Here is an 18,438-nt window from a genome sequence, read left to right on the forward strand (position 1 = left end):
GGAGTGGCTTATGAAATTACAGGATTTTGTTCAGAATAAACCTGTTCTTGAAACGGAACAACTTATCCTGCGCCCTCTGCGAAAAGAAGATGTTTCAGATTTGAAAGAATGGATGGGTGACAGTTCTATTTATCAGTATTGGGGAAAACGCCCAGGAAAAAGTGATTTAAACCCGGAATTGCTTTTTCAAAAGCCGGAGAAACCAACAAAAAGTTTTCATTGGGGTATTGTTCACAAACAAGATAATAAAGTTATCGGGGATATGTGGGTGTATCTCATTGAAAATGACCGCATGGCAAAAGTAGCATTTCGCCTTTCTCCTGCCTATCAAGGCAACCGACTTATGACAGAAGCGTTGGCGAGAGTAGCTATCTTCTGCTTTGAAGAAACAGAATTGCAGCGTCTTTGGGCTGATGTTCATATCTGTAACATTGCGTCATTCAAAACTCTTGAAAAAGCGGGCTTCAAGCGTGAAGGGCTTATTCGTGAGGGAAAAATGGTAAATATCTACTGCGATTATTATTTATATGGCATGACAAAAGATGATTATATTGAGGCGATGGATAAATCCCAGCACCCCAGCCGGAACAGTCCGTGATCCCCGGTATGGGCAAGGATGCTCCAGCCCGGCCTGCTCCGCAGGCTGAGTCCGAAAAAGTGGAGAAATCCCCCGTGCAGGATAAAACGGCGGAGCCGGCAGAAAAGGCTACAAAGCGCCGGGGCTGTCCCCAGGAAGGCAAAGCGGAAAAGGGGCCGGAGCCTCGTAAGAGCCGCCCGGCCAAGGTTGACAAGGCGGCCCTTGACGAGTCCCCGTCCCCCGGCGTGGGGAGTTCCCCAACAAGCATTTTTGCGGACTCTGGCCACGCAAAAATAGCAAGTATGTCCAAACTTGCCCTGCTTGCCGTTTCGTGTTTTACGCACTATAATTACTTTCAAAAAATTTTTCTGATATTCTAAGTCCTTTTTGAAAAAATTGCGTTAATATAAGTAGGACACCAAAACAGGAGGCAATGCAATGAAAGTTTTTACCAAAAAAAGCGCGCTTGCTCTGATAGTTGTTTCCACACTATTATTCAGTTTAGCTGCCTGTGAGGACGACACACCAGAAGTTAAGGTATATTCAGATCGTGTTTATGTAAGCGATCATCTTTTTATTTCAACTGGAGATAGCAGTGATACTCTCCCGGATGGTTACATCTCCATTGGAACAGTAGAAACTTTACTTTCAAAAACAGAACCAGTAGAAAGCAATAACGCTTCAAACTGTTTGGAAGTTGGAAGCGAGTTATATTTACCTGCTGGTATTAATCTTGATGATATGACTTCTTCTATAAAATTATATGGAAAGGATAATACTAATGATGAATATGAAATTTTTTCTTTAATGTTTGTGATTGATTAGAATGTATCTATGCCACAAAAAGAGGGGGAAAGTTATATCACAGAATTTGCACTTATCCAAAAAGCTCAAAAGGGCGATACAGAAGCGTTAGAAAAGCTTATTGACCGATACTATGACAATATTTTTTCGTATTTATTTCGCAAGGTCGGAAGCATAGAACTTGCAGAAGATTTGACCCAGGAAGTTTTTCTACGACTGGTTAAAACACTATCGCGTTATCGTCCTACGGGGAAGTTTTCTAACTATGTATTTACGATTGCAGTAAATGCAGCAAATGATTATTTTAGAAAAAATAAATTATTTATACATGAGGAACTCAATTCAGTAGATATTGATGCAGGGATAGATATTGAGGGGATTTTGATTGAACAAGAACAACACATTCGTTTGAAAGAAGCGTTAGAAAAATTACCTGATATGCAGAAAGATGCAATTCTTCTCCGCTACTTTCACAACATGAAAATTAAGAATATTGCAAAAATAACAGGAACAAATCCATCGACTGTAAAATCACGCATTAGTCAGGGTCTAAATAAATTAAAAATAATATTGTTGGAGGACGAATCCGAATGAAAGATAATCAATCTTTTTACGATTTTATATCCGCTTATCCGATAGTTAAAGCAAAAGATTGTGTCAAGCAAGACACAATCAAGAAAGCGGTAGAATTGTTATCGCAACAGACAAAATATGTAGGTGCAAAGCAAAATTTTGTACTAAATCAATTCAAGAGTATTTCAAAGGTGTTTTGGTTCATACAGTTTATTTGTTTTTTGCTATTCCTCGTAAACTTTACGACTACACAAAGATTAAAAGATATTCAAATACTTTTCCTAACAATAGTCCCGGTAATGACTTTTTATATTCTACCAGAACTATTTAAAACCCAGTTTTATAACATGGAAGAAATAGAGGCGGCCTGTTTTTTTAGCCCGTTCAAAACACTGGCAGTAAAAATGACATTAGTAAGTAGTTGTAACTTTTTAATTATTGGAATTATGTCATTGGCGTTTGGCATTTATCATCAACTTGATATTTTAGAATTGTTGTGCCGTGGACTAATTCCATTTAATATTTCGATTGCTCTAACTATTATAGTCTTTGATTTTATAAAAGTCACTTCGCCGTATGCTATGTTATCTATATCTGCATTTTTAACTTTGGCGTTAATCCAGATGCGTAATTTTTCTTTTCTACTGGATAATACATGGCTGGGTGTTTACTTCGGAAGTGTTCTCTTGATGCTGTTAGCTATTGGAATAATGGTGATCCAGTTCAAACATATGGAGGAGCGTTGTTATGGTGCTTGATATAGATAAAATTAGTAAGCGATATAAAGACAAAATCGCAATTAACAGTTTCTCTGTTTCCTTGCATCCAGGTGTGTATGGTCTCTTGGGACCAAATGGCGCAGGAAAAACAACTCTTATGAGAATAGTCTGCGGACTGACCAGACCGGATAGCGGGAGTATATTTTATGACGGGAAATCAATTCATGATTTAGGGGAACAATACCGAAAAATTTTAGGATACCTGCCACAAAATTTCGGTTACTATCCGAATTTTACTGTCCAGCGGTATATGGAATATATTGCTTCATTGAAAGGGTTAAATAGGAATTTTAGCAAGCGTAAAATTAGTGAACTTTTAGAAATTGTCGGATTGCAGAAAGCTCCAAAAGCTAAAATTTCTTCCTTATCTGGCGGGATGCGTCAAAGGCTAGGAATTGCTCAATCTATGCTGAATGACCCTGATGTTCTTATTTTGGACGAACCCACGGTGGGGCTCGATCCTACTGAACGTGTGAAATTTAGAAATTTAATCAGCACAATTTCACAGGGAAAAATAACTATTTTGTCCACTCATATTGTTTCAGATGTTTCTTATATTGCCGATGATATTCTTTTAGTCCAGCATGGAGAATTGCAATATTTTGGAGATGTCCAACAACTTACAACAGCAGTTGAAGGGAAAGTTTGGGAGGTGCTTGTTGAAAACCAGCAGGCTAACAAGATCGCACAAGATTATATGGTTAGTAATATGCACCATACTTCGCAAGGCGCTATATTGCGTATTATTTCAGACCACAAGCCCTTTCAGCAAGCGAAAGCAATTACGCCCACTTTGGAGGATGCGTATTTGTTCCACACAGGAGAAAGAGGCGGTGAATTATGAAATTTGAACTGTATAAAATTTTTAAAAAGAAGATTGTTTTAATTTTTATTGGTATAGGGTTATTATGGCTTTCCATTTCTATATTACTTCCAGTCTTGCAATACAGAACATTTACTGAACAAATGGAGCCTTTGACTGGAATAGAGGCTATTCATTATGATCGGGATATGCAAAATTTGTATGCTGGACAATATACAGCAGATGAATTTGCACCATTGTATGCGGAATATAAAAAAATATATAATAACCCAGACTATCGGCGTTCAAACAATGGGGATGGACATTCCTTTTCTCTATCGGATCGAAACACTACTCCACTAACCGATGAAGCTTATTATAAATATCTTAATCGGTATGGAGTGATTGCTAAAATCGGCAATCGTGCAAACGCATTACCTTTGTATATAGAAGATGCAAAAATATCTGGAAGTGTGGCAGAATTTTATGAGGGTTCAATCGTTCAGTCATCGGCGGAGGATAATCTTGTACCTCCTGCTGATTTAGAAAATCCTATTGTCCAAAAAGTATTAGGAATGTATGATAACTTGAACACTTCCTTTTATGGCGAATATCCCGATGGCTGGGAGTCGTTTTTTAATACCGTTCCTATATTTTTTCAATACATTGTGGGGTTAATCATTCTTATTGGAGTTTCCCCTATATTTGCCGAGGAAAGACATTCTGGCTCTGACAAAGTGTTACTGACAACACAATACGGAAAAAGCAAGTTAATCCGAGACAAAATTGCGGCTTGCTTCCTATTTGCAACATTTGTTTTTGTCCTTTTTTTTGCTTGTTCTTTATTTGTGTGTATAGCGGCATATGGAACATCCGGCCTAAAGGCCAGTATTCAATTAGTCGCACATTGTACTTTGTCCCCATATAACCTTTCTATTGGCGGTGCACTCATTTTATGGGGACTGTTAGGATGGGGAGCTGCTTTGGTGACTGCAACTGGAGCATTGCTAATTTCAGCGGCTAGTCCAAATGCTTTTGTGGCGTTTATTCCCTCACTTGTTGGATATATAGTGCCGGTAGTAAGTTTTGCAGAACTGTCCCCTACAATACACCGATTTATGCAACTACTACCGATAAATATAATTGGAGCCATAGATCGCCTTTTTAGTATGTCTGATTTCTATAATATTTTTGGTTTACTGGTAGAGAAAAAGATTGTTTGTGTAATTGTATGGGTCATTCTTATTGTACTTTGCGTTGTTTTTTCTTCTTATCTCTTTAGAAGCAAAAAAGCATCAAATTGATTAAGACTCCTTTTGGACATAGTGAGTCTGTTGACAAAGCGCCTGTTCATTTATTACACGCTGCATTTTCCTAATTAAAAAGCGCATTGCGTGAAAAGCCCGGCAAAAAATGAAATGATATAATTTGAACATCAAATATAGGAGGTGCCGCAATGCACGCATATGAAGCAATCGAACAATCCTTGACTTTTATCGAGGAACACCTGACAAAAGAAATTTCAACGGAAGAACTGGCAAATACTGTCGGTCTGTCCCCCTTTTATTTTCAGCGCTTGTTCAAGCGGCTGGTAAATAAACCGGTTCAGGAATATGTGAAACTCCGCCGTCTGGCAAAGGCTATTGAAAATCTGAAAAGTACCGAACAGAGGATTCTTGACGTTGCCTTGGACTATGGCTTTTCAAGCCATGCGAATTTTTCACGGGCTTTCAAGGAAACGTATGGGATTACGCCTGAAAACTACAGGAAGGATTTACCAATGCTCAATACATTTGACAAGCCGGAAGTTTCCATGAATTATGTTTTAGTAGACGAAGGGGTTCCGCTGGTGGTAGGAAATATCGTCTTGGAGATCCAGAGAAAGACATTGGAAAAACCGGAAATTTATCTCGGCTTGGAAACGGAAGTTCGCATTTCTGAACAAATACCGATTGGTGAAAGCACAGGTGTAGATGTGCCAGGACAGCTTTGGAAGCGCTACCACATGGAGAAGGCTTCAATCGAGGCCAATCTAAATACTACTGTAGAAATGGGAATGTCCCATACGGAAGGTACTTCACAAAACCTTTTCACTTACTTTGCAGGTGGCCTTGTTCAAAATATTCCGGATCGGCTACAGGATGGTTTTGTTAAGAGAGAACTCTCGGCAGGAGAATACATCGTTTGCAGAGTCGAAGCAGAAAATTTTGAGGATTTGGTGACGGTCGCTTTAGATCAGGCCAGCAAATACCTTTTGGTATATGGCTGCCCCACCACAATTTAACCACGGAGCCTTTCTCGGCAGAAAAGTATTATCGTGACTCAGAGGGTATGGCTTGTATGGAAATTTGGGTTAAGCCCCTGCCGCTGAAAAATAAAAGCTAAGGAGGAATTTATGATGGATTGGAATGCGCTATATTCAAATGAACAACCTCCATCGCTGGAGCAAGTCACGGAATACATTAACAATCCGTTATGGACAGATTTTAATAACCGTATCCAGTACACCTATCGGACCAGGCCCTGCATGGAATACAGCCGTTGTTCCATGCAGGCAGGCTGGAATATTAAGTATAAAAAAGGTGGAAGGTCTCTTTGTACGCTCTATCCGATGCAAGGCTATTTTATCGCTCTCGTGGTTGTAGGAAGTCATGAACTTACGGAGGCAGAGTTTCTTATGCCACAATGTTCCGACTATGTGCAGACAGTATTCAAAAACACGAAAACCGGTAATGGACAGAAATGGTTGATGCTGGATGTACGGGATAGAGGAATTATGGATGATGTATTTAGCCTCATCAATCTCAGGAAGCGTATACCGTCATAACAGGAAATATTATGGATTAACCTGCCATACACTTGTCAAGTTTCTTGCGTTATAATAAAGACGGAGGTGTACGGTATGCAGATGAAAAGGCTGTTTCAAATTGTTTACTATTTATTGGAAAACGGAAAATCCTCGGCTCCTGAACTGGCAAACAAATTCGAGGTTTCTACTCGGACCATTTACAGAGATTTAGATAGCATTAGTGCGGCAGGAATCCCAATTTATGCTACACAGGGAAATGGCGGCGGTATCTCTTTGATGGAAAATTATGTTCTGGACAAGTCTATATTTTCAGAAAAGGAGCAGGAACAAATACTGATAGCCTTACAGGGCATTGCTTCCACAGAAGGTGAAAATGCGGATGAACTGCTTTCTAAATTGTCAGCACTCTTTCAAATTAAATGGACGGATTGGATAGAAGTTGATTTTTCTGACTGGAATAAAAATAAGGCGGATCAGATATTTAGTGAAATTAAAAAAGCTATTTTTGACAGAAGAATCGTCACATTTTCTTATTTTGGCAGTAACGGCCAGTATTTATCTCGCTCTGTGAAGCCGCTTAAATTGATCTTCAAGGGCAATGACTGGTATTTATACGGATTTTGCCTTTTAAGAAATGACTACCGCTTTTTTAAATTGACGCGCATAAAAGATTTGGTAATTTCCGCTGAAACGTTCATAAGGGACGTGTCGGACTTACCAAAGAATAAAATGGAACTACCCTATTACAATACGGTTTCTGTTACTTTGAAATTCTCTCCGCAAGTTGCTTTTCGCGTGTATGATGAATTTGCCGAAAACATTACAACAGACGGGGAGAATAATCTATATGTAACCGCAGATTTACCGGATCATCAAGTATTATATCATTATCTGCTTACCTTCGGGGATAATGTTGAGGTGATTTCCCCGTCGCATATCCGGGCTGGGATAAAAGAAAAGGTATGCTCCATTCTAAAAAAATATGAAACATGACACAGGATTTCAGGTCTTGTTTGTTATACTTTTTTTAGAAACGGAAAACTTTTAGTATACAGTCGAAATGAAGGCACAAATACCCATACTGACGGAGGGGGGGGGGGATAACATGGGAAATTAGCTGTATTTGATATATCTGAACCGGGCGGTATAATTGCAGAAAAGCTGCTCATGCTGTTAAACGCCCGTCAGCGTCAGGAATTGGTAAACTATCTTTTCGATTCCCAAAAACAACAAAATAATCTGGCCGACAGCCCATGCGTCATTTCCGAAACTTATAAGGTGCGAACAGTTATTGATGAACCGTTTACAGAGATTCAAGTGGACAATTTACATTTCTGCCAAGAACAACGACTTGTATGTATTAGCGAGCAGGTAATTGAATTAACCGCTAAAGAATTTGACATTCTTGCTTTGTTAATCACTCACCCGAAGCGAGTATTTACTTATGAGTTGATTATGGAATTGGTCTGGAATGAGGATTATTCCTACTACTCCCGCAAGGCAGTCAATAATCATGTAAGCAATCTGCGGAGGAAGCTGAAAGTTACGCAGGATTCCCCGGACTACATCAAAAGCGTTGTTGGTATTGGTTATAAATTTGAAGTGCCATAATATAGGTTCCCGGCTATCGCTGAATTTATCATCAACACATTAGGTAATCTGAACTATTCCCACCGACGGTACACCACAAGCTAACAGTCGGCGGAACTTCGGGCCTAGTTGGAACGAATGTTGTCAGATTGTTCTAGCTATTATGTATTTGTCTTTATACCAATATGCTTTTGCGGAAAAGCGAATGCAAGTTAATGCAAAAAGGCAGCTAGAATAAAAATCTAAGGAGAGAAAAATGAAATTCAAAGTAACAAGAATACTCGCATTTGTTATGATTCTTATGCTGTTATCTTTAGCGGCTTGTTCTAACAAACCAAAACAGAATGATGCAGCCACAGACTCAGTACTCTCGGACTCAGAAGCAATGATCTCCGCAAAACCATCACAATCTCCCATTAGTGCAGCACCAGGAAATACCTCGTCATTGGCGCAGTTTGCAGATGTTCGCGGTGGTTTTTTTACAGGAGATAACGTGCTATCACCAAGTGAGTATAAGGCCAAGGATATGTACACATATCAATTCAACGAGCATACTGTTTTTACAGGTAATGAAACACTTCAGCAAGAAATTATGGAAAATGGCAAAAACCCCGGACTTGGCATACGTGCTTTGCATGGGCAGGGTATCACTGGCGAAGGTGTATCAGTTGCAATTATTGACGAGTCTATTTTTTTAGAACCGCCTGAGTTTTCAGACAGAATTGTGGATTACTATGAATGTTATGATGTACAGTCACAGGGGGGGATGCACGGCAATGCCGTTATCAGCATATTGGCAGGAAGAACCTGCGGCGTTGCTCCTGGCGTGAAGGTTTATTATGTTGCAGTTCCTTCGGGGCTTTCTGATTCGGCTTATTGGGCGGACGGCCTAAATTGGATTATAGATAAGAATGAATCCCTACCGGAAAAGGATAAAATACGTGTAGTTTCGGTATCTGCAAATCTGTCAGGGTCGGACTGTGATTTTGAAAATCAAGAAAAGTGGGAAGATGCGGTTGTGCGCGCAAAAGTGGCGGGAATTTTAGTGATTAGCTGTAGCGTTGGAACGGATACTCATTTTACATCGGGTGGATATTACGATTACACAGACCCCGATAATATTAAGAAGGCGCGCAATGGTTGGTGGAGCTACGGACAAAGCAAATCGGAACCGATGCAAGAAGGGTTTATTTCCGTACCTGTCAATTTCCGCACAACGGTGGAGCAGTATGATGCGGGAGATTATTTCTTCCGCTATGGAGGACAGGGTGGTGAAAGCTGGGGCGTTCCATATGCTACTGGGGTGCTTGCACTTGGATGGCAGATAAACCCTCAGCTAAGTCCAGAAGAAATAAAGAAAATTCTTATTGACAGCGCCTACGAAAATCAATACGGTGAACATATTATTTATCCCTCCGCATTTATTGAAATGGTAAAAAATACTCTATAATCATGCAATGAAAAAGCGGATACCATTAATTTTGCGGGATGGTTTGCTTTCGTTTTTTGGTAAAAGGTGTATCAGAAATCTTTTTAGAGAGGAAAAAGCGTTTTGGCTTTTACCTCTCTTTTTACATTGCATAGTGGGAGTTTGAAGAAATAGTAATAACAAGATTAAAAGGTTTTCCGGCAACGTACAATACGCCTGTCTGCGATTTTGCAGATAGGCGTATTGTACGTGTAAGGTTGATTGGAGGTAGCCTACATTGTGGATAGGCTTTTCACTCACAATAATTCTTTGGAAAACGTATTTTATACCTACCTTACCAAAACCATGATGGTTCAGGAAAGAATATAGAATTTCCCCCTATATAATTTCCCCCTATATAATTTCCCCAAAAGGAGGCTGATGAAGGATAAGCCTTCTGCGCTTCCTTTTCAGGGAGGGCTGATAAATGTTGCCAAAGGGGAATATTCAACAGAAAGGTTATTTTGCATATAGAGCTTTATGCGCCGTAATCCATGTGGTGTGGATTGCGGCGTTTTTTAGTTTGATCACATTTGAAAAAATACACTATTATATATCTTTCTGCGCGCCCAATCTTTTATGGGCGCGTATTTCATATATAAGCGGCTGTTACAACAAGGATTATCCGTGTTGCCGTTCCCCACCCCCTGATTTCGATTTTACTTTCCAACCTAAAAATCGAAATTGGAGGAATTACCCATGAAAAAAATCAATCTGCGGGATTACTATCCATTTTATACACAGGACGTTATTGTTGAAGTGCCGGACGAGGTAGCAAATCTTCTCCGGGAGTACAAGCTGGCTGAAGCCGCTTATATCCTGCGTACATACCGACATAAGGCATATTATTCCTTGGACTATGACGCCAACGTAGAGCGCGACGCTCTAGTGATTGTCCTAACGCCGGTTGAAATTCTGGAACAGAAAGAAGAAAATAACCGGCTTTATGCGGCGCTTGCTTCTCTGCCGGAGAAACAGCGAAACCGAATCACCTCGCATTTCCTGCTCGGCATGAGCCTATCGGAAATTGCAAAGAGCGAGGGTTCCGGCGTCAGCTCTGTGCATGAAGGAATCCAGCGTGGACTTCGACGTCTGAAAAAAGTTTTAGAAAAAATGGAAACAGACCCCGAAAATAATGCCCGAAAATGAAATGAATAATAGAGGGACATATTCGGCGGGACAAGCCTGACGGGTGTGGCGGCGCACATGCACCCGCCCACCCAACTGTAAAACTGTCATAACTGCCACGCCCCTCGCTTGCTCCTTGACAACCGAATATACGCTGTTACAGGTACTTCATTCTGTATTCCGAGCGGCAGATGGGGCGGCGCGGTGACAGGCAGCCTAAGGAGGTGATGAATCCAAGCTGTCCGAGCGATAAACGCAACCCACGAAACCGGCTGTGGCAGGCTGGACGCGACGACGGCACAGATCACAATGGTACTTCTTCACGGCTTCCTAAGGACTTGGGGAGAGTTCCTGCGGCGTGCGCCTGCTCTGGCAAAGCGGCGGCGTATGCGGGGCTATGATGCGGTGACGCTATCCGCAGCCTGTAACAGCCCCGCCCTGGTAGATCAGACAGGCCTTCTTCTGAATGGGTCCGTGTGGAGGGTACCCATGAGGCGATCATCCAGAAACATGATTTTGACTTGGTGCAGCGCCTCCGCAGGATTGATACCCGGACATCTCCAAAATCGGATAAAGTCTACCTGTTCTCCGGCATTTTGATCTGCGGATGCTGCGGATGCCGTATGACACGCAAGACCAACCGCTACAAAGATAAGGAATACCACTATTATTATTGTCCTACCGGCAAAAAGAACGGGTGCACTTCCTCGGTCATGGTAAAAGAGTCCGACCTGATCGAGTGCGTGCAGGGCAGCTTAAAAGGCCATATTGAAAATGTCGCTTCCCTGGATGCGCTGCTGTCCAGTATCAGCCAGGAGCGGATCAACCGGGAGCTGGCCCAGGAATACGCAGGGCAGATCAGAGCGAATGAAAAGCGTATGGCGCAGGCTGAGGGCTTCAAGGCAAAGCTCTATGAAAACCTGGTGAGCGGGATTCTCACCAAAGAAGAATTCCTCTCCTATAAGCGGAAATACAATGCGGATATTTAACTGCTACAGAAAGCGGTTGCAGAGTGGAACGAAAAGCTGACGGACGTACTGGAGAACCGCAGCGAGCGGAACCGCTGGATCAACCACTTCATGCAATTCTCCACGATGGAGGAAATTGACCGGAGGGCGGTCATGCAGCTTATCCGCAGCATACGGGTAATGGGGAAAGACGAGCTACATATTGAATTTAATTACCAGGATGAATACCAGAAAGCGGTTTACCTGACGGAACAGATTGCTGTACAGGGCAAAGAATGGAAGGTGGGCTAAATGGCAAGAAAGAGCAGGAAACAGAGGTTGGCTCCCATGCCGGCACCGTCCTTATATGTGCATGTGGCACTGTATATCCGTCTTTCTGTGGAAGATAACAAAAAGCGGGGCTGTTCGGTGGAAAACCAAAAGCTGGTGCTGAATGATTTCCTTGCGGACAAACCGGATTTCGTTGTCTATGATACTTATATCGACAATGGAACGACGGGCACAAACTTCCACCGCCCCGGTTTCCAGCAGATGCTTTCCGATATTGAGGCAGGCTATATTAACTGCGTGGTCGTCAAGGACCTCTCCCGGTTGGGGCGGAATTCCATTGATACCGGTTATTATATCGAACAGTATTTCCATACCCACAACGTCCGTTTTATTGCGGTCACGGACCAGTTTGACACGGCAGACCCCGGCAGCCTCCACAGCGGTATTATGCTTCCCTTGAAAAATATGATAAACGAGGCTTACGCATTGGACATTGGCAGGAAGATCAAGGCCCAGGCAAGGCAGGCCATGAAAGACGGCGATTATATCGGTGCACGGGCGCCCTACGGCTACCGCAAAGACCCTGACAACTGCCATAAGCTGTTGATCGATGAAGATACCGCCCCTGTTGTGAGGCAGATTTTTGAATGGGCGCATGAGCATGTGGCGCTGAACCGTATCGTCCGCAACCTGAATGAAATGGGGATCACGGCGCCCAGCCACTATAAAAAATCCACCGGCGAGATTACCAGCCCCGGCCTGATCGGGAGCGGGAAATGGCAGACACGTACCGTAATGAAGATTCTGGAAAGTGAAGTCTATACGGGCGATCTGGTGCAGGGCCGGACAAAGATTGTAGACCACCAGCAGGTCAGAGCCGGGGACGATAACCTGATCATCGCAAAACATACCCATGAGCCCATCATCAGCCATGCGGTTTTTGATGCTGTCCAGGAGTACCGGAAACAAATCTGCGAAGAAAGCCGGGCGGTCCCAAAGCGTCCCTATACCCCAAATATTTTCAAAGGGAAAGTATTCTGTGCCGACTGTGGCAGGAGCCTCCACCGGCAGCGTGCCGAGCGGAAGAAAGGTCCGGACGTTTACTGGTTCCATTGCCTCACCAACAGCCGGGTGGCAAAAGACAGCTGTAAAGGTGTGATGATGCAGGAAACGGAACTTATCTCCACGGTCACAGCCATTCTGGAAAAAGAGCTGGCTGTTGCCCTGGGAATGTCCCTCCCCCTCTTTCAGTTGGAGGCAAAGCAGAAACAGGACAAAGACAGGCTGAAAACCCGGATGTCGGCCAGGCGGCAGGAAATCGAAAAGAAACGGCGGCTGATCCACGGCCTGTATGAGAACTTCGTCCAGGGTATCTTAACAAATGAGGAATACTTTGAGCTGAAAGCGGATTATGAGGAATCCATCAATACACTGTCCGGCGAGATTGAGGCGCTTGAAAAAGATATGGACGCCCTGGACAGTCGGCTTGTGCGCTACCGGACAATGGAAAAGGATGCGAAATCGCTGGCACAAGACCATACGCTTACGGCAGAACTGATTGACCGGCTGATTGAGCGGATCGAAATCGACCATGAGCGGAATATCCATGTAACTTTCCGCTTCAAGAGTGAATTCCAGGGAAAGGCGGTGGAACCATGCACAAAAAATATGTGATCGCCCTTTATATCCGCCTGTCCGTGGAGGACTTTAAGACCGAGAGTTTGAGCATTCCCAACCAAAAGCTGATCCTCCGGGAAAAGGCCATGTCGCTGCCGGAATGGGATGACGGCGAGGTCCTGGAATTTGTTGATAACGGCCATACGGGTACGAATTTTGAGCGCCCTGCGGTACAGGAGCTTTTGACGATGGTCCAGGCCGGGAAGATCGACTGTATCATCGTAAAAGACCTCTCCCGGTTTGGGCGCAACAGCATTGAGACCGGCTATTTCATTGAGCGGGTGTTCCCGCTCTACCATACCCGGTTTATCTCGGTCAGTGATGATTTTGACACCGCCAATTTCAAAGGAGATACCGGAGGGATTGACGTTGCCTTTAAGTATCTTATCAGCGAATGTTACAGCCGGGATATGTCCATGAAAACGAAAAGCGTCAAATATGCAAAGATGCGCCGGGGCGAGTACCAGAGCGTTATCTGTCCCTATGGCTACCGCAAGAGCGCGGACGGGCGCATGGAGCCGGACGGGGACGTTGCAGGGATTGTACGGCAGATATTTGAATGGGCGGCTGACGGCAATACGGCCGCCGGGATCACGCGGAAACTGTATGCCATGAATATCCCCACCCCTGGGGAATACCGGAGGGATAAAGGGAAAGACCATTATAATGTGTCCCGGACACACGGCGTCTGGAGTAGCTCAACGGTCCTGCGGATGCTGGAGGACCAGCGGTATATTGGCACTTATGTGATCGGCAAGCGTAAGGTACAGGAAATCGGCAGCCGCCGCATGAAGCTAAAGGATGAAAGCGAATGGTTCAAAATACCAGATCACCACCCGGCAATCGTAAGCATGGAGCTGTTTGAGAAAGCCAACGCTTCGATCAGGCGTTTCTCCCTTCCGAATAAAAAACGGCGCGACTACCTTCTCCGCGGGAAAGTATTCTGCGGCTGCTGCGACCATGCTATGTCACTTAGAAATGGAGCGTGGTTTTACTGCCGTCACTCCGAAGTGGCAGAAACCCTCCCCTGCCATGGGGTGCGGGTGAAAATGGCTGATCTGGAGCAGGCGGTTCTTGAAACAATCCGGGCGCAGATGTGTCCGATGCTGGGGATTGACAGCAGCAAGGATAAGCTGAATTTGCAGACGGTCCAGCAGACCGAGCACGAAGAAAAGCTGCGCTCTATCCAGGACAGCAAACGGCAGCTTTATGAACAGTATGCGCTTGGAGAAATTGACCTGAAAACCTATCAGGAGTGCAAGGCGGTATATGATGCGGAGCTGATGCAGGCCAAGAATGTTTATGCTGCCATTACCGCGCAAACAAGGCAAATACAGAGCGATTATGAGGCAAAGCTGAAACAGCGAGAAATCGTCCAGGAAGTAGGTAGCTCCGACACACTGACGCAAGCCCTGATTGACCGGCTTATCAATAAGGTCTATATCTTTTCGGGAGACCGGATTGAGATTGAATACGTGACGCAGGATTTCTTAGGGATAAGCGAACCGGGAAGGGAGGAATGAGCCATGAATACTATATTAAGCAGCTACGGGCAACTAAGCGGTTGCCCGAAAATCCTCAAAAAAGTTGTAAATTTTTTTGTCGTGGGCTTGACATACGGGTGACGCAACTGGTGAAAATGGAAATCTTCAAATCCTTCCAGCTTCTTTGCCACTGATCTGCATACAATGCCGAGTGTACTTGGCAGTTCCAAAGAGCCATCTGGTCGCAGGCAGACAAAGGAGATTTCTTTGTAGTCGGCTGGGACTTCCTGTGTTCCGTCAAGATGATAGCATTCATAATATACCCTGTTTTTCACATGCACTTCTTTGTAGTAATTGCGGTGATATAGCTCGCCATACTGCATCCGGTTTTTGAGCTGTTCTTTTCTGGCGGCCTTCAGTATTTCAGTCAGAGTATCTCCAAAATCAACAATCCTTACTTTCTTCCGCTTCGTAGGTCCGATAATATTTTTGTGTTTCATACCATCGTAGCGGATACTGCGTTTTATGGTAAGGCATTGTTCCTCAAGGTTAATGTCCTGCCATGTAAGACCACAAGTTTCCCCGATACGGAGTCCGGCATAATATGCAATCTGGATTGGCAGAATGGCAGGTGGATTTTTCTTTTCCAGATATTTGATAAGTCTTTCATAGTCCTCATGTGAAATCGGCTGCATGCCTTCTTCTACTTCATCATCAGAAAACAGATCGACTTCTTCAGCCAGCCTTTTCAGCTTGATATACTGCATCGGATTGAAGCTGATTAGCTGTTTTGGAAATACCGCAAAACGGAAAGACTGCTGTAACACTGCAGAAAAAGAATGGATATAATCTTTGCTGTATCCTTTTCTTACTTTTCCATCTGGAAATTCGCCACCGAATGTAAGCAGCTCGAGGAAACTCTGTAAATGTTCAGCAGTAACCGTTTTCAACTTGCGTTCTGCAATCGGGTGTTTCTTGATACATCGGATTCCGGGATTGTGTACTGGCTGATTGCTGGTGTTGTTATTGGAATTTTATTCGTAATAACAGGATTACTGATAATCGGGATTGGATATCAGGTAGGAAAAATCTACCGGAAATATTGTTGGGATATCATCAGCATCATTGTGGCAATAATGAGTACAGCTATTGCAATCTACTTAGGAGACTGGATAAAATCTGTTATTCCAATAAATCTTATTACGTTGTTACTACTGGTGCATGCGATTTATATAGGGATTAGATGCTATGTGAAAGATTAGCGGGACGAACGGGATATTATTAAAATTTAATTTTTCATTGGTGCTATTTATATTTACTTTCGTGCTAATGTGTATTATCATATTAGCATGAAAGGGGATGCTATATGACTCAATTTGAAAAATTAGATTTGTTGTTGCGTGAATGTGGGGGGACAATTCAGACATTTCAAGTTATAAATAATGGAATTAGTAAATCTATGTTTTATTCATATGTGAAGGAACGAGGATTAGAACAAGTTGCTCATGGTGTGTATGTATCGCCGGATACATGGACAGATGCGATGTACATTTTGCATTTACGTTGTAGTCAGGCTGTATTTTCTCACGAAACTGCATTGTTTTTTCATGATTTAACGGACAGAGAGCCTTTGAAATACACCATAACAGTAAGAACTGGATATAATCCAAGTCGTTTGCAGGAAGACGGTTTTCAAGTGTATACAGTAAAAAAGGATTTACATGAAATAGGTATTACGACTATGCAGACATCATTCGGGCGTTCAGTTCCGGTTTATGATATGGAGAGAACGATTTGCGATCTGCTTCGCAGCAGGAAAAATATTGAAATGCAGGTCTTTCAGGATGCATTAAAGCAATATGCTAGACGCAAGGACAAAAATTTGCGGATGCTTATGAAATATGCCTCCATGTTTCATGTTGAAAAGATACTAAGACCATATTTGGAGGTGTTACTTTAAATGATAACAACGGCAAGACAATTAAAGGATTTGATTCGTAATCTGTCAAAGAAAAAATCTGCTGATGCACAGATTTTGATGCGGAATTATATGATGGAACGTTTTTTGGAACGAATTTCTTTATCCGAGTATAAAGACCGGTTTATATTAAAGGGTGGAATGTTGGTGGCAGCAATGGTGGGTTTGGATGCCAGAGCTACCATGGATCTGGATGCAACTATAAAAGGCGCTAATGTTAGTGTTACGGATGTAGAGACGATTATATCAAAAATTATATCAATACCTATAGATGATAGTGTTTCATTTCGTATTAAACGAATATCAGAAATCATGGAAGAAGCAGATTATCTGGGGGTTCGCGTAAGCATGGAAACCAAGTTTGATGGAGTGATCACACCATTAAAGATTGATATTTCCACTGGGGATGTAATTACACCAAGAGAAATAAGGTATAGATTTAATCTTATGCTTGAAGATCGTACAATTGAAGAGTGGGCATATAATATGGAAACCGTATTGGCTGAAAAATTGGAAACTGTTATCAGTCGAAGTGTTACGAATACACGCATGAGAGATTTTTATGATATCTATATTTTACAAAAGTTATATGGAGAACAGTTCCAAAAAGAAGTATTATGGAATGCACTTGTGGCTACAGCCAGAAAACGAGGAACATTGAAACAGATAGAATCTGGGGACACAAGAGAAGTGTTTGATGAAGTTGAAACAAGTTCTATTATGGAAAATTTATGGAACGCATACCAAAAGAATTATTCTTACGCTGCTGATATTCCATGGCATAGCATTATGAAATCAATCCGAACACTTTATGAAGAGATACACAGAGAAAGGATTTAAAAATGAGTAAAATATTTCTTTTAGAAGATGACCTGAGTCTTATAAATGGTCTTTCATTTGCTTTCAAAAAGCAGGGATTTGACACCTGCATCGCCAGAACGCTAGGAGAAGCATATGAACTATGGGCAGATGGAAAATATGACTTGCTGGTGTTGGATGTATCATTGCCGGATGGCTCAGGATTTGAATTTTGTAAGAAGGTACGACTTGCATCAAAGGTACCTATCATCTTTCTTACTGCTTCAGATGAAGAAACAAGTATCATTATGGGGTTGGATATTGGCGGAGATGACTATATCACGAAACCTTTCAAATTGGGCGTTCTCATTTCAAGAATCAACGCTCTGCTTCGCCGGGCAAATTCTTTTCAGGCAATAGATACAGAATTACAATCGAATGGTATTAAAGTTCTTTTGCTACAGGGACAGGTTTTCAAAAATGGGGCATTGCTTGATCTGACTGCCGCAGAATATAAGCTGCTGTGTCTGTTTATGAGAAACCCGAACATGGTACTTACCAAAGAACAAATTTTAGATAAGCTATGGGACTGCGATGGAAATTATATTGACAGCAGTACCCTTACCGTATATATGAGGCGGCTGCGTATAAAGATCGAGGATAATCCGAGTGAACCACAAATGCTCCTGACAGTTCGGGGAATGGGGTACAAATGGAATGTGATTGGGTGAGG

Annotated in this window: 20 protein-coding genes and 3 pseudogenes; 22 read left to right on the plus strand and 1 reads right to left on the minus strand. The window is 42.7% G+C overall.

The features are described 5' to 3' along the window. Positions 1-10 precede the first annotated feature (10 nt). The 18 genes and pseudogenes from H8S75_RS19905 (at position 11) to H8S75_RS19980 (ending at position 14,968) form a co-directional block, all read left to right on the plus strand. The gene (locus H8S75_RS19905) at positions 11-598 is read left to right on the plus strand and encodes a GNAT family N-acetyltransferase (RefSeq protein ID WP_187023088.1); all 588 of its coding nucleotides are present in this window, start codon (positions 11-13) and stop codon (positions 596-598) included. 417 nt (positions 599-1,015) lie between these two features. Continuing rightward, positions 1,016-1,402, plus strand: a complete 387-nt coding sequence (locus H8S75_RS19910) for a hypothetical protein (RefSeq protein ID WP_187023089.1) — start codon at positions 1,016-1,018, stop codon at positions 1,400-1,402. Between the two features lie 9 nt (positions 1,403-1,411). Further along, the gene (locus tag H8S75_RS19915; RefSeq protein ID WP_187023090.1) at positions 1,412-1,975 is read left to right on the plus strand and encodes an RNA polymerase sigma factor; all 564 of its coding nucleotides are present in this window, start codon (positions 1,412-1,414) and stop codon (positions 1,973-1,975) included. Then, entirely contained in the window at positions 1,972-2,712 is a 741-nt protein-coding gene (locus H8S75_RS19920) for a hypothetical protein (RefSeq protein ID WP_187023091.1), read from the plus strand. The genes H8S75_RS19915 and H8S75_RS19920 overlap by 4 nt, the downstream gene beginning before the upstream one ends. Further along, entirely contained in the window at positions 2,702-3,577 is an 876-nt protein-coding gene (locus H8S75_RS19925) for an ABC transporter ATP-binding protein (RefSeq protein WP_187023092.1), read from the plus strand. The genes H8S75_RS19920 and H8S75_RS19925 overlap by 11 nt, the downstream gene beginning before the upstream one ends. Next, positions 3,574-4,839 carry an ABC transporter permease gene (locus H8S75_RS19930; protein WP_187023093.1) on the plus strand — a complete coding sequence of 422 codons (1,266 nt, stop codon included), beginning with the start codon at positions 3,574-3,576 and terminating at the stop codon, positions 4,837-4,839. The genes H8S75_RS19925 and H8S75_RS19930 overlap by 4 nt, the downstream gene beginning before the upstream one ends. A 152-nt stretch (positions 4,840-4,991) precedes the next feature. Next, positions 4,992-5,920 (plus strand): annotated as a pseudogene (locus H8S75_RS19935) (AraC family transcriptional regulator). A gap of 10 nt (positions 5,921-5,930) precedes the next feature. Next, positions 5,931-6,362: a DUF3788 domain-containing protein gene (locus H8S75_RS19940; protein ID WP_432764194.1), complete on the plus strand. Its 432-nt coding sequence runs from the start codon at positions 5,931-5,933 to the stop codon at positions 6,360-6,362. A gap of 75 nt (positions 6,363-6,437) precedes the next feature. Next, positions 6,438-7,337 carry a helix-turn-helix transcriptional regulator gene (locus H8S75_RS19945; RefSeq protein WP_187023094.1) on the plus strand — a complete coding sequence of 300 codons (900 nt, stop codon included), beginning with the start codon at positions 6,438-6,440 and terminating at the stop codon, positions 7,335-7,337. 174 nt (positions 7,338-7,511) lie between these two features. Then, positions 7,512-7,955: a helix-turn-helix domain-containing protein gene (locus H8S75_RS19950; RefSeq protein ID WP_187023095.1), complete on the plus strand. Its 444-nt coding sequence runs from the start codon at positions 7,512-7,514 to the stop codon at positions 7,953-7,955. A gap of 235 nt (positions 7,956-8,190) precedes the next feature. After that, positions 8,191-9,384 (plus strand): S8 family serine peptidase, encoded by a 1,194-nt coding sequence (locus H8S75_RS19955; RefSeq protein ID WP_187023096.1) that lies wholly within the window; start codon positions 8,191-8,193, stop codon positions 9,382-9,384. Between the two features lie 717 nt (positions 9,385-10,101). After that, positions 10,102-10,551: a sigma-70 family RNA polymerase sigma factor gene (locus H8S75_RS19960; RefSeq protein WP_187023097.1), complete on the plus strand. Its 450-nt coding sequence runs from the start codon at positions 10,102-10,104 to the stop codon at positions 10,549-10,551. A 206-nt stretch (positions 10,552-10,757) separates the two neighbouring features. Further along, positions 10,758-10,931, plus strand: a complete 174-nt coding sequence (locus tag H8S75_RS19965; protein ID WP_243270363.1) for a hypothetical protein — start codon at positions 10,758-10,760, stop codon at positions 10,929-10,931. A 54-nt stretch (positions 10,932-10,985) separates the two neighbouring features. Beyond that, positions 10,986-11,057: pseudogene (locus tag H8S75_RS33390) on the plus strand (hypothetical protein); the annotation flags it as partial. Beyond that, complete coding sequence (locus H8S75_RS32770; protein ID WP_349768959.1) at positions 11,055-11,519, plus strand: recombinase zinc ribbon domain-containing protein; 465 nt, start codon at positions 11,055-11,057, stop codon at positions 11,517-11,519. The pseudogene H8S75_RS33390 and the gene H8S75_RS32770, both read left to right, overlap by 3 nt. A gap of 132 nt (positions 11,520-11,651) precedes the next feature. Beyond that, on the plus strand, positions 11,652-11,789 hold the full coding sequence (locus tag H8S75_RS32775) for a hypothetical protein (RefSeq protein WP_243270365.1): 138 nt from the start codon (positions 11,652-11,654) through the stop codon (positions 11,787-11,789). Beyond that, a complete protein-coding gene (locus H8S75_RS19975) occupies positions 11,790-13,442 on the plus strand; it encodes a recombinase family protein (RefSeq protein WP_187023099.1) in 1,653 nt (550 codons plus the stop codon). Beyond that, a complete protein-coding gene (locus H8S75_RS19980; protein ID WP_187023100.1) occupies positions 13,424-14,968 on the plus strand; it encodes a recombinase family protein in 1,545 nt (514 codons plus the stop codon). Before H8S75_RS19975 ends, H8S75_RS19980 begins: the two co-directional genes overlap by 19 nt. Before the next feature lie 92 nt (positions 14,969-15,060). Here H8S75_RS19980 and H8S75_RS19985 read toward each other — a convergent pair. Next, a pseudogene (locus tag H8S75_RS19985) lies at positions 15,061-15,924 on the minus strand (tyrosine-type recombinase/integrase); the annotation flags it as partial. Between H8S75_RS19985 and H8S75_RS32780 the strand changes: the two are divergent. The 4 genes from H8S75_RS32780 (at position 15,856) to H8S75_RS20000 (ending at position 18,436) form a co-directional block, all read left to right on the plus strand. Further along, on the plus strand, positions 15,856-16,191 hold the full coding sequence (locus tag H8S75_RS32780; RefSeq protein WP_243270366.1) for a DUF6040 family protein: 336 nt from the start codon (positions 15,856-15,858) through the stop codon (positions 16,189-16,191). The pseudogene H8S75_RS19985 and the gene H8S75_RS32780 overlap by 69 nt on opposite strands. A gap of 104 nt (positions 16,192-16,295) precedes the next feature. Beyond that, positions 16,296-16,889, plus strand: coding sequence for a type IV toxin-antitoxin system AbiEi family antitoxin domain-containing protein (locus H8S75_RS19990; RefSeq protein WP_065543728.1), 594 nt, complete (start codon positions 16,296-16,298; stop codon positions 16,887-16,889). After that, the gene (locus H8S75_RS19995) at positions 16,890-17,747 is read left to right on the plus strand and encodes a nucleotidyl transferase AbiEii/AbiGii toxin family protein (protein ID WP_187023101.1); all 858 of its coding nucleotides are present in this window, start codon (positions 16,890-16,892) and stop codon (positions 17,745-17,747) included. 2 nt (positions 17,748-17,749) lie between these two features. Next, entirely contained in the window at positions 17,750-18,436 is a 687-nt protein-coding gene (locus H8S75_RS20000; protein ID WP_065543726.1) for a response regulator transcription factor, read from the plus strand. The last annotated feature ends 2 nt before the right edge of the window (positions 18,437-18,438 follow it).

Source organism: Hungatella hominis, from assembly GCF_014288005.1.
In the GTDB taxonomy this organism is placed as follows: Bacteria; Bacillota; Clostridia; order Lachnospirales; family Lachnospiraceae; genus Hungatella; species Hungatella effluvii.

Bases quoted from the DNA above. Each gene is read 5' to 3' on its own strand.
- H8S75_RS19905 (WP_187023088.1), top strand. From the start codon at position 11: ATGAAATTACAGGATTTTGTTCAGAATAAACCTGTTCTTGAAACGGAA.
- H8S75_RS19910 (WP_187023089.1), top strand. From the start codon at position 1,016: ATGAAAGTTTTTACCAAAAAAAGCGCGCTTGCTCTGATAGTTGTTTCC.
- H8S75_RS19915 (WP_187023090.1), top strand. From the start codon at position 1,412: ATGCCACAAAAAGAGGGGGAAAGTTATATCACAGAATTTGCACTTATC.
- H8S75_RS19920 (WP_187023091.1), top strand. From the start codon at position 1,972: ATGAAAGATAATCAATCTTTTTACGATTTTATATCCGCTTATCCGATA.
- H8S75_RS19925 (WP_187023092.1), top strand. From the start codon at position 2,702: ATGGTGCTTGATATAGATAAAATTAGTAAGCGATATAAAGACAAAATC.
- H8S75_RS19930 (WP_187023093.1), top strand. From the start codon at position 3,574: ATGAAATTTGAACTGTATAAAATTTTTAAAAAGAAGATTGTTTTAATT.
- H8S75_RS19940 (WP_432764194.1), top strand. From the start codon at position 5,931: ATGATGGATTGGAATGCGCTATATTCAAATGAACAACCTCCATCGCTG.
- H8S75_RS19945 (WP_187023094.1), top strand. From the start codon at position 6,438: ATGCAGATGAAAAGGCTGTTTCAAATTGTTTACTATTTATTGGAAAAC.
- H8S75_RS19950 (WP_187023095.1), top strand. From the start codon at position 7,512: ATGCTGTTAAACGCCCGTCAGCGTCAGGAATTGGTAAACTATCTTTTC.
- H8S75_RS19955 (WP_187023096.1), top strand. From the start codon at position 8,191: ATGAAATTCAAAGTAACAAGAATACTCGCATTTGTTATGATTCTTATG.
- H8S75_RS19960 (WP_187023097.1), top strand. From the start codon at position 10,102: ATGAAAAAAATCAATCTGCGGGATTACTATCCATTTTATACACAGGAC.
- H8S75_RS19965 (WP_243270363.1), top strand. From the start codon at position 10,758: ATGAATCCAAGCTGTCCGAGCGATAAACGCAACCCACGAAACCGGCTG.
- H8S75_RS32775 (WP_243270365.1), top strand. From the start codon at position 11,652: ATGCAGCTTATCCGCAGCATACGGGTAATGGGGAAAGACGAGCTACAT.
- H8S75_RS19975 (WP_187023099.1), top strand. From the start codon at position 11,790: ATGGCAAGAAAGAGCAGGAAACAGAGGTTGGCTCCCATGCCGGCACCG.
- H8S75_RS19980 (WP_187023100.1), top strand. From the start codon at position 13,424: ATGCACAAAAAATATGTGATCGCCCTTTATATCCGCCTGTCCGTGGAG.
- H8S75_RS32780 (WP_243270366.1), top strand. From the start codon at position 15,856: ATGTTCAGCAGTAACCGTTTTCAACTTGCGTTCTGCAATCGGGTGTTT.
- H8S75_RS19990 (WP_065543728.1), top strand. From the start codon at position 16,296: ATGACTCAATTTGAAAAATTAGATTTGTTGTTGCGTGAATGTGGGGGG.
- H8S75_RS19995 (WP_187023101.1), top strand. From the start codon at position 16,890: ATGATAACAACGGCAAGACAATTAAAGGATTTGATTCGTAATCTGTCA.
- H8S75_RS20000 (WP_065543726.1), top strand. From the start codon at position 17,750: ATGAGTAAAATATTTCTTTTAGAAGATGACCTGAGTCTTATAAATGGT.